Annotated in this window: 10 protein-coding genes; 3 read left to right on the plus strand and 7 right to left on the minus strand. The window is 71.0% G+C overall.

The window, feature by feature from the left end; translation table 11 throughout:
* Window position 1: 1 nt before the first annotated feature.
* The gene (locus tag ACWGI2_RS03830) at window positions 2-475 is read right to left on the minus strand and encodes a CAP domain-containing protein (protein WP_453694649.1); all 474 of its coding nucleotides are present in this window, start codon (window positions 473-475) and stop codon (window positions 2-4) included.
* A 179-nt stretch (window positions 476-654) separates the two neighbouring features.
* Here ACWGI2_RS03830 and ACWGI2_RS03835 point away from each other — a divergent pair, with 179 nt between their 5' ends.
* Complete coding sequence (locus ACWGI2_RS03835; protein WP_453693615.1) at window positions 655-897, plus strand: hypothetical protein; 243 nt, start codon at window positions 655-657, stop codon at window positions 895-897.
* Between the two features lie 71 nt (window positions 898-968).
* Here ACWGI2_RS03835 and ACWGI2_RS03840 read toward each other — a convergent pair whose 3' ends face one another.
* From ACWGI2_RS03840 to ACWGI2_RS03850, 3 genes are all read right to left on the minus strand, one after another.
* Window positions 969-1,730 carry an ABC transporter permease gene (locus ACWGI2_RS03840; RefSeq protein WP_453394520.1) on the minus strand — a complete coding sequence of 254 codons (762 nt, stop codon included), beginning with the start codon at window positions 1,728-1,730 and terminating at the stop codon, window positions 969-971.
* A complete protein-coding gene (locus ACWGI2_RS03845; RefSeq protein ID WP_453394521.1) occupies window positions 1,727-2,611 on the minus strand; it encodes an ABC transporter ATP-binding protein in 885 nt (294 codons plus the stop codon). The genes ACWGI2_RS03840 and ACWGI2_RS03845 overlap by 4 nt, the downstream gene beginning before the upstream one ends.
* Before the next feature lie 167 nt (window positions 2,612-2,778).
* Window positions 2,779-3,822: a polyprenyl synthetase family protein gene (locus tag ACWGI2_RS03850; RefSeq protein ID WP_453693617.1), complete on the minus strand. Its 1,044-nt coding sequence runs from the start codon at window positions 3,820-3,822 to the stop codon at window positions 2,779-2,781.
* Between the two features lie 285 nt (window positions 3,823-4,107).
* On the opposite strand from ACWGI2_RS03850, the gene ACWGI2_RS03855 reads away from it, so the two are divergent.
* On the plus strand, window positions 4,108-5,091 hold the full coding sequence (locus ACWGI2_RS03855; protein WP_453693619.1) for a phospholipid scramblase-related protein: 984 nt from the start codon (window positions 4,108-4,110) through the stop codon (window positions 5,089-5,091).
* Between the two features lie 119 nt (window positions 5,092-5,210).
* On the opposite strand, the gene ACWGI2_RS03860 is transcribed toward ACWGI2_RS03855, so the two are convergent.
* Window positions 5,211-6,119 carry a DMT family transporter gene (locus ACWGI2_RS03860; RefSeq protein WP_453693621.1) on the minus strand — a complete coding sequence of 303 codons (909 nt, stop codon included), beginning with the start codon at window positions 6,117-6,119 and terminating at the stop codon, window positions 5,211-5,213.
* Entirely contained in the window at window positions 6,116-6,928 is an 813-nt protein-coding gene (locus tag ACWGI2_RS03865) for a phosphatase PAP2 family protein (protein WP_453693623.1), read from the minus strand. The genes ACWGI2_RS03860 and ACWGI2_RS03865 overlap by 4 nt, the downstream gene beginning before the upstream one ends.
* A gap of 168 nt (window positions 6,929-7,096) precedes the next feature.
* On the opposite strand from ACWGI2_RS03865, the gene ACWGI2_RS03870 reads away from it, so the two are divergent.
* Window positions 7,097-7,753, plus strand: a complete 657-nt coding sequence (locus tag ACWGI2_RS03870) for a TetR/AcrR family transcriptional regulator C-terminal ligand-binding domain-containing protein (protein ID WP_453693625.1) — start codon at window positions 7,097-7,099, stop codon at window positions 7,751-7,753.
* A gap of 220 nt (window positions 7,754-7,973) precedes the next feature.
* Here ACWGI2_RS03870 and ACWGI2_RS03875 read toward each other — a convergent pair whose 3' ends face one another.
* Window positions 7,974-8,981, minus strand: coding sequence for a DUF2510 domain-containing protein (locus ACWGI2_RS03875; protein ID WP_453693627.1), 1,008 nt, complete (start codon window positions 8,979-8,981; stop codon window positions 7,974-7,976).
* Window positions 8,982-9,467: the final 486 nt, after the last annotated feature.

Here is a 9,467-nt window from a genome sequence, read left to right on the forward strand (position 1 = left end):
CTCATGGGGGTGCGGCCAGATCCACCGCCCACCAGGGGCCGTTGTCACCTGCCGCCACACCGACGCCCGCGTGGGTGTAGCGGCAGGCGAGGACGATGGCCCGGTGCGGGGGGCTGTCCATCCACCTCTCGACGGCGGCACCCGCGGTGGTGGGTCCGACGGCCAGGACCTCGCCACTGGAAGCGGGCCGGTAGCCGGCCGCGCGCATTCGGTCAGCCGGACGGCTCCCGTCGTGCCCCCTGTGGGTGAGCCGCTCATGGCGGGCCATGTCGGCACTGTGTCCCTGGGCGGCCCGGTTGAGTGAGTGCCGCAGCCGGATTCGCGGACATCCCGCTTCGGTACGGCGCTGGTTGATCTCGTAGGCCATGTCGTCCTGCGGGGTGCCATCGGCGATGGGGTGGGGCGGCGGTCCGGGATCACGGGGATCGGCCCGGGTCGACGGCGCGCAGAGCAACAGCAACGCAAGGCCATACATCACGCGGCGCACCGTCCCGCCTTTCCGGTCATCATTTATCTTTCTTCCCTTTTCGCTTTCCCTTTTTCGGTGACCTTCGAGAAAGTCGGCATCGTCTGACCCGGTGCCAGTCGCGAAACTACTAGGCTGAAATCGTTCACTCTCCCTGCAATTCCCTTTCTTTCCGTAGGAGGACTCTGATGTCGTTGCGTCTTCGTCGTCTCGCTGTTGTGTCGCTCGCCGCTCTCGCCCTGACGGCCGGCGGCACGGCAACTGCCGCCGCCACGTCCCTTCCGCCCCAGGCCGTGACCTACCCGGGCCCGGGTGGCTACCCCGTCCCCGGCGACCACGACCACGACGAAGAGCCCCTGCACGTCGGGCCGTTCGACGTCCCGCGCGAGGGCGCCGTCTCGGGTGGCTTCCGGTGGGACCTCGAGGACTAGGGGCATTCCGGGCCGCAGCGGCCTCCTCCCGGATGACCGGGGGGAGGCCGTTCGTCCGTGCCCGGCCGGTCTCACCGCTTGAGGGTGGCGGCGCTCGCGACGAGCACGACGATCACGCAGGCCAGGATCAGCAGGGCGTCCCTGACGAACAGGCCGGTGACGCCGGAATGCCTGGCGGCCTCGCCCGCGGCTTGGACGGCGTAGGTCATGGGCATCAGCTGGGCCGCGCCCGACAGCGCTCCCTGCATCTGGTCGCGCGGCACGAAGAGCCCGCACACCAGGAACTGCGGCAGGACGCCCGCCGGCAGGAACTGCACCGCCTGGAACTCGTTGCGGGCGAAGGCGCTCACCAGCAGCCCCAGGGCCAGACCGAGCAAGGCGCCGAGCATGGCGATGACCATCAACAGGTAGGCGGGGCCCTTGATGTCGAGGCCCAGCGGCCCGACGGCCAGGAGGGTGGAGAGCACCGCCTGGGCCAGTGCCAGGAAGGTGAAGGCGAGGCTGTAGCCGAGCACGATGTCCAGTCGCCGTACCGGCATGGTGAGCAGTCGCTCGGCGGTGCCGGTGGTGCGTTCGCGCAGGGTGGAGACGGACGCCACGAGATACATCACGATGACAGGGAAGATGCCGAAGACCTGGGGGCCCACCCGCTCGAAGGTGGACTCCGAGTCGTGGAACATCAGCTTGAGCAGCACCATCAGCATGCAGGGGATGCCCAGGAGCAGGGCGGTGCTGCCCTTGTCGCGCGAGATCTGCTGCAGGACGCGCAGAGCTGTCGCACCGGTGATGGTGGGCGAGAAGGGCAGCCGGCCGGCCAGAGGGGAGTGGTTCACGAGTGGGCGTCCGTGGCGAAGTAGGCCCGCTCGGCTTCGGGTGCCGACGCCTGGTCGAGCAGCCCGGGGACGTCGGTCAACAGGCTCTGTGCGGCGGCCCGTTGCCGGGCGCGCGCGTCGGCCGTGGCGGAGGCCTGCACCAAGTGCATGAACGCCTCTTCCACATCCGTACATCTGGTGTGCCCCAGGAGCGTGGCCCGGTCCGCACTGGCGAGGAGTCGGCCGGAGCGCATCAGCAGCAGCCGGTCGCAGCGATCGGCCTCGTCCATGGCATGACTGGAGATCAGCAGCGTCGTGCCCTCCGCGGCCAGCCGCTGGAACACCCCCCACAACTCCCGGCGCACCATGGGGTCGAGACCGACCGTCGGTTCGTCCATCACCAGCAGGGGGGGCTTGTTCAGGAGCGCCACGGCGAGCGAGACCCGTGAGTACTGGCCGCCCGAGAGGCAACTGACGAGCTTGTCGGCGTAGTCGGCGAGGTCGACCTCCTTGACCACGCGGACCACCGCGTCCTCTCGACGCCAGCCCCGCATCCCCAGGGCGGCGGCGAAGTACCGCAGGTTTTCGAGGACGGTCAGGTCCGCGTACACCGAGGGGGCCTGAGTGACATAGCCGACGCGGGTCTTCAGCTGTTGGGCGCCGGCCGCGTGCCCGAGTACCTGGACGTGGCCCGCCGTTGGCTGCTGTACGCCCACCACGGAACGCAGCAGCGTCGTCTTCCCGCAGCCACTGGGGCCGAGCAGGCCGACGACGCAACCGCGGGGGATGGTGAAGGTGAGGTTCGACAGAATCGTCTGGCTGCCACGGGTCACGTGCAGCCCGTAGGCGGAGACGGCCGGAAGATCGCCCGGGAGGTCTGGACTTGGCTCGGTCTGCTGCACAGCTTCCCCGCGTTTCTTCACCACGTTCCACTTCGCGCATCCACGCCACAGCAGGGCAGATGCCACAAAACGGCCACCGCACGGACAACGGCCCACCCGGGCCAAAGTCACGCCCGCGCGCCGCTCCTCTTTGGGGGCAGCCGCTGGTCTTTGGGGGCAGCCGCTGGTCAGGAGTCCCTGCGGATCATCGCCCAGGCGATCTCCTGCAACTGCCGGTAGGCGTCCGCCGTCGGCCGGGCACACGACAACGCCCTCAGCGCGGCGGACATCTGGCGGTGCGCCTCCCGCTCGGCTGCCTGCCGGCCGCCTGCCTTCTCCACCAGTTCGCGCATCAGGGCGATGTCCTGTTCCCCGAGTGGGTGCGGCGAGCCGTACAGGGCCCGCAGCCGGTCCGCGGCCGAGTCGGTTCCGGCGAGGGCCGCCGCCACGGGAAGTGACTTCTTGCGCGCTGCCAGGTCCGCTCCCACCGGCTTTCCGCTCCGCGCGGTGCGGCCCCAGATGCCGAGCAGGTCGTCGGCGCACTGGAAGGCGACGCCCAGGCAGCGGCCGAACTCCCGCAGTCCGCGCACCCTTTCGGCGTCGGCACCTGCGAGGACACCGCCCAGTGCGCAGGCGCAGCCCATCAGCGACCCGGTCTTGCCCTCGGCCATGGCCAAGTACTGCGCCACGGACACCTCGGACGCCTCTTCGAAAGCCACGTCGAGGCTCTGGCCCTCCACCAGATCGAGCAGGGCCCCGACGAGTTCTTGCACCGCCGCGGCCGCGACGGGGGAGGGCAACTCGGTGACGGCCCGCATCGCGGCGACAACGAGGGCGTCACCGGTCAGGACCGCCGCCGGAGTGCCGAACACCGACCATGCGGCCCGCCGGTGGCGGCGCAGGGCGTCGCCGTCGATGACGTCGTCGTGGAGCAGCGTGAAGTCGTGCACCAGCTCCACGGCCACCGCGCCTGGCAGAGCGCACCCGGCGTCGCCGCCGACCGCCACCGCGGAGAGGAGCGTCAGCGCGGGCCGGACCGCCTTGCCCCGACTCGACACCGCCGGCACGGGCGCACCCTCGGCGTCGCACCACCCGCGGTGGTAGCGGGCCACCTTCCTCTCGGGTTCAGGGAGGGCGTCCACCGCCGCGGAGAGGGCCGGAAGAAGCAGGTCGTCGACCCACCCGAGACGTGGGAACACGGCGCCCGGGACGGGATCGGTGAGCTGCGACATGCACTACTCCTCAAAGGCATAAGGGAGATGGCGCCTGCGGCCGCGCCACGTGCGCTCAGTCAATCGGCGGCGCCGACCGTGAAGACGGCGCGGCACTCCGCCCCTCGAAATGATCACTGGGGCGGACCAGCCTTCATACGGTGCACTCAGCCGACCATCGCAAGATGCCTGTCTCCGCCGGTGTCTCCGTTGGTGAATCCGTCAGTGCGTCCGCCGGTGAGTCCGACGTCACAGGGTCCGCGAAGGGCTGGCGGACCGCCCCCGCCCGCGGGGTAGTGTGCCCGGGTGACAACGCATTCGAACACTCCTGCAGGCTGGTATCCCGACCCCCAGGGCGCGCCCCAGCTGCTGCGCTGGTGGGACGGTTCCCAGTGGACCCAGCACACCAGCCCGGACCAGCAGGCCGGCGGTCAGCCCGCGCAGGCCCAGCAGGTCCCGCAGCAGGCCCAACCAGCCCAGCAGCAGCCGGCCCAGCAGCCCGCGCAGGCCCCGTACGGAGGCCAGCAGCAGGCTCAATACGGCCAGCAGCAAGGGCAGTTCGGCCAGGCCGCCCAGCAGCAGGCCCAGTACGGTCACCCGCAGCAGGCGGCCCCGCAGGCCGCCGACCCGGCCAAGGTGCAGCGTCAGGTTCAGCAGCAGGCGGGCGTCACGCCCACCTCCCAGGGCGGCGGCACGCTCTTCACCGAGCCGGTCCTTGTGGTGAACCAGAAGGCCAAGCTCATCGAGCTGACGAACGAGTACAGCGTCATGGACCAGGCGGGCAACACGCTCGGCTCGGTCGTCCAGATCGGTCAGAGCACGCTGAAGAAGGTCGCGCGCTTCGTCTCCAGCATCGACCAGTTCATGACGCACAAGCTCGAGATCCGCGACGCGTACGGCCAGCCCGTGCTCCAGCTGACCCGCCCCCGCAAGTTCATGAAGTCGCGGGTCATCGTCGAGCGCGCGGACGGCCAGCCGATCGGCGAGATCGTCCAGCAGAACATGATCGGGAAGATCAACTTCGCGATCATGGTGAACGGCCAGCAGGCCGGCGCGATCAAGGCCGAGAACTGGCGCGCCTGGAACTTCTCGATCGTCGATCACGCGGACAACGAGGTCGCCCGGATCACGAAGACCTGGGAAGGCCTCGCCAAGACGATGTTCACGACCGCGGACAACTACGTCCTGCAGATCCACTACCAGCTGCCCGAGCCGCTCCTGAGCCTCGTCGTGGCGACCGCCCTGACGGTCGACACGGCGCTGAAGCAGGATGCGCGGGGCTTCGGGTGAGGTTGTTCCTCTCGGAAACGGCATCGGCGCCCTGAGTTCAGAGCGCCGATGCCGTTTCTCTTGTTGCGTCTGCGGGTGTGTGGGGGCTAGTCGCGCAGTTCCTCGCGCCCCTTGCGGGGCTACGGCAGGTGCAGTACGGCTGGCTCTGCCTGGCCGGGGATGGACGGCAAGAAGTCCTCGGCAGGCGTCTGCGAGTGCACCTCGTCCCGCGGTGACCGGGTCAGGACCACCACTCCGTACGCCGCGATCGCCGCGCCCCCGGCCGCCAGGAACAGCCCGGCCACGCCTCCCTGCAGCCGCTCCCCGAGCAGCGTCAGGCCGATGGCTGCCGCGGCCACGGGGTTGGCCAGGGTGACGACCGCCAGCGGCGCTCCGAGGCCCCCGCGGTAAGCGGTCTGGGACAGGAAGAGGCCGCCCACGGCGAACGCGGCCACGAGCAGCGCCACGCCGATCACCTGCGGGCTGAGCAGCGGACCCGAGCGGTCCGTCGCGGCGACCGTCACGGTCTGGGTGAGCGCGGACGCGACGCCCGAAGCGAACCCGGAAGCGGTCGCGTGACGCAGCCCCGGCCGCGTACCAGGACGGGAGAGGACGCCGATCACGGCCATGGTGGCGCCCGCGACGGCCAGCGCCTCCGTCAGGGTCAGCGTGTCGTCGGGCGCGGGCCCGGAAGCGGTGAGGAGCAGCGTGCCGAGGCCGATGAGCGTGAGCCCCGTGCCGCGCCACTCCAGCGGGGTGACGCGCCGCCCCGCGAGCCGCGCGCCCAGCGGCACGGCGGCGACCAGGGTGAGCGCGCCGAGCGGCTGGACCAGGGTGAGCGGACCGTACTTCAGGGCCGCCACGTGGAGCAGCGCCGCCGACGCGTTGAGCCCGACGGACGACCACCAGACGCCGCTGCCGAGCAGCCGCAGGAAGCCGTTGCCGGGGTCCGTGACGCTGGCGGCGAGGCGTTCCTGGGCCACGGCGGCACATGCGTACGCGGCGGCCGATACGAGCGAGAGCGCGACGGCGAGGAGGGTGGCGTTCATCGCCTGACCCCGGGGGTGGCCAGTTCGGGGGCGGGCGCGTGCCGCCGTACGACGAGCGAGCGCGCGGGATCCGGCAGCTTGATCACGGCGAGTGCGATGGCGAGCAGCGCGGTCACCGCGAGGGCGTCGAACCAGTAGTGGTTGGCGGTCCCGACGACCACGAGCAGGGTGATCAGCGGATGCAGCAGCCACAGCCACCGCCACCGCGAGGAGGTGGCGACGATGAGGCCGACGGCGAGCATCAGCGCCCACCCGAAGTGCAGGGACGGCATCGCGGCGAACTGGTTCGCCATCGAGTCGGTCTGCGGGGTGGCGCCGTAGACGGTCGGCCCGTACACCTGCCCGGTGTCCACGAGACCGGTGGCCGCCAGCATCCGGGGCGGCGCCAGCGGGAAGGTCAGGTGGAGCACGAGGGCCGCCGCGGTCAGCGCGGCGAGCACCCGGCGGCTCCATACGTAGTGCCGGGGCCGGCGCAGGTAGAGCCAGATCAGGAACAGCGCGGTGGCCGGGAAGTGCACGGTCGCGTAGTAGGTGTTCGCGATGTGTACCAGGGTGTCGCTGCTGAGCAGCGCGTCCTGGACGGCGCCCTCGCCCGGCAGGCGCAGGGTGCGTTCGGCGTCCCACACGTGATGGGCGTTGCGGAAGGCCTCACCGGTGTGGCCGTTGGCCAGCTGCCTGCCGAATTTGTAGACGAGGAAGAGTCCTACGACGAGGAGGAGCTCGCGGACGAGGGGCGGTCGGGCAGATGTGTCCGGCTCCCGGACGGCTATGTCCGGTTCCCTTTCGGCAGGCTCGGTTCGGGATTCCATCCCCCGGCCCCTTTACGTGACGACTGGGTGGTGCGGGTAGTGAGTGAGGTAGGCCCCACTCATCGATACGCCAGTGTACCGATACGCCAGTGTACCGATACGGGAGCGTACCGGTACACTGGCGTATCGATAGGGTCGGTCGAAGCCGCCGCACCGAGGAGAAGAGCCATGACGTCGCCGGACCGGGCAGCAGACGCGAGCACAGGGGACCCCGTGGGCTCGTCGCGCCGTTCCAAGATCACGCCCGAGCGTGAGCAGGAGTTCTACGACGCCGTTCTCGACCAGCTCCGCGAGTGCGGGTACGACGCCGTGACCATGGAGGGCGTGGCCTCCACCACCCGGTGCAGCAAGTCCACGCTCTACCGCCAGTGGAAGACGAAGCCCCAGTTCGTCGCCGCCGCGCTGCGCGCCAACCGCTGTGTCCGGTTCGCGGGCATCGACACCGGCACGCTCGCCGGCGATCTGCGCGAGGCGGCGCGGGCGGCGGGGGAGTGGTCGACCCGGGACAGCATGCTGGTCCAGGCGCTGAGCCACGCGGTCCTTCAGGACGAGGATCTGCGCAGCGCGCTGCGCGAAGCGCTGGTGGAGCCGGAGACCCGGGCGCTTGGCGACCTGGTCGAGCGGGGCGTGGCCCGGGGCGAGATCGCCGCGGACCATCCGGCCACGCGGTTCATCACGGCTCAGCTCATGGGCGTGGTCCGGGCCAGGCCGGTCCTGGAGGGCAAGAACGCGGACGAGGAGTACCTCTCCGACTTCGTGGAGGCGTGCGTGCTGCCTGCGCTGGGGCTGACCGAACCGGGTCTGACCGAACCAGGTCAGGCTTGACCGAACCCACCTGATCGTGGACCGGGGCCCGGTGGATGACGGGCCCCGATCTGCCTGCCGCGCCGCACCGTGGGGACGGGGGTGGCGTGGCCGCTCCTGGCCGGGCGGGCGGAATCCTCGTGGTTCCGCCCGCCCGGCTCCGACGTTCACGGCGGGGGCCGCGTGAGCCGGAGCCGCACGAGTTGGAGTCGCGCGACGCCCGTGCCCGTCCCCGTGCCCGTCAGACTTCCTGGCCGTTGCCGGCCCCGCCGCCCGCCGCGGCCTTGATTCCGTTGGTGATCTCGTCCATGACGGAAAGCTTCGGGGACTTGTCGTTGACGTCGATGCCGAAGCGGACGATGACGAGCTTGGACTTCAGGGTGGGAGAGGGGAAGGCCAGCGACTGGACATAGCCGTCGTCGCTCTTCTCGGTGACGGCCTTCCAGCGCACGAGGTAGCCCTTCTGGCCGGCCACGGTGACCGCCTTGGACTCCAGCTCCTTGTGCGAGGTGATCTTGCCGTACGTCTTGCCGCCGTAGGACTCCTTGGCGTTGACGGAGATGTCGGCCTTGGCGGCCGCCTCCGCCGTCTTGGCGTCGATCTTGAATCCCTCGGCGAGTCCGGCATACGCGCCGCCGCGGGAGCAGGTCTTGGCGGTGTCCCTGGGGCAGGGGTAGGGCCCCGTGGTCACCGAGGCGCCGCCGCCCTGGCCGGTCGCGCCGGTCCAGCCGTCCGGCACCGGGATGCTGATGCCGCTGAGGGGGTCGGTGGCGTACCCCTCCTCGGACGGCGGTGCGGACGGGCCGCCGCCGGGGGGCTGGGACTGCTCGGGGTCCTGCGGGTCCTGGGGTGCGCCGGGCTTGGAGGGGGCGGAGGACGAAGGGGGCGTGGCGGCGCTGTCGCTGTCCCCATCGTCGTCGTCGGCGGTCAGGAAGTAGACGCCGCCGCCTATCCCGGCGAGCACCACGAGGGCCACGCCCACGGCTATGCCTGTACGAAGGCCGCGCCGAGGGGCGGTGGGCTGTCCCGGATAGGCGGGGTAGGCCGGATACGAGCCCTGGGCGTCGGTCGGGGAGTTGGGCGGATAGGCCGGGGGAGCCGCCGGAGCGGAACCGCCCCACCCGGCGGCGGATCCCACCGCGCGGACCTGATCCGTCCATACGTTCCCGTCCCACCAGCGTTCGGTACGGGGGCCGTCAGTTGTCTGTCCGGGGTCGGGGTACCAGCCGGGAGGGGTTACCTGGGTCATGGGCGTCAGGGTATGAGCATTCGGTGAAAGTGGGATGAGAGGGGGCCGGTACGGAGCCCACAACTGGACGGCTGTACTCGCCCGAGGGGGCGGGGAGTTCACCGGCGGAGGTTCGGGCACCCGCGCCCCTGGCCCTCCGGGAGCGATCGACGCCAGCACGCTCACGTGCCGGGCGCCTGTGTTGTCCGGGGCTGTCCCGGGGTGCTCGTGCGCCGTCAGGTCAGAGCTGGGCCGCTGTACTTGCCTGAGGGGGTGGGGAGTTCACCGGCTGAGGTGCGGGCGCCCGCGCCCGGGCCCGCCCGGAGTGATCGCCCCGAGCGCGCCGCGTGCCGGGTGCCTGTGTTCTCCGGGGCTGTCCGGGGGGTGTTCGTGCGCCGTCAGGTCACAGGTGGGCCGCTGTACTTGCCTGAGGGGGTGGGGAGTTCACCGGCTGAGGTGCGGGCGCCCGCGCCCGGGCCCGCCCGGAGTGATCGCCCCGAGCGCGCC

Source organism: Streptomyces sp. NPDC054866 (assembly GCF_053610745.1).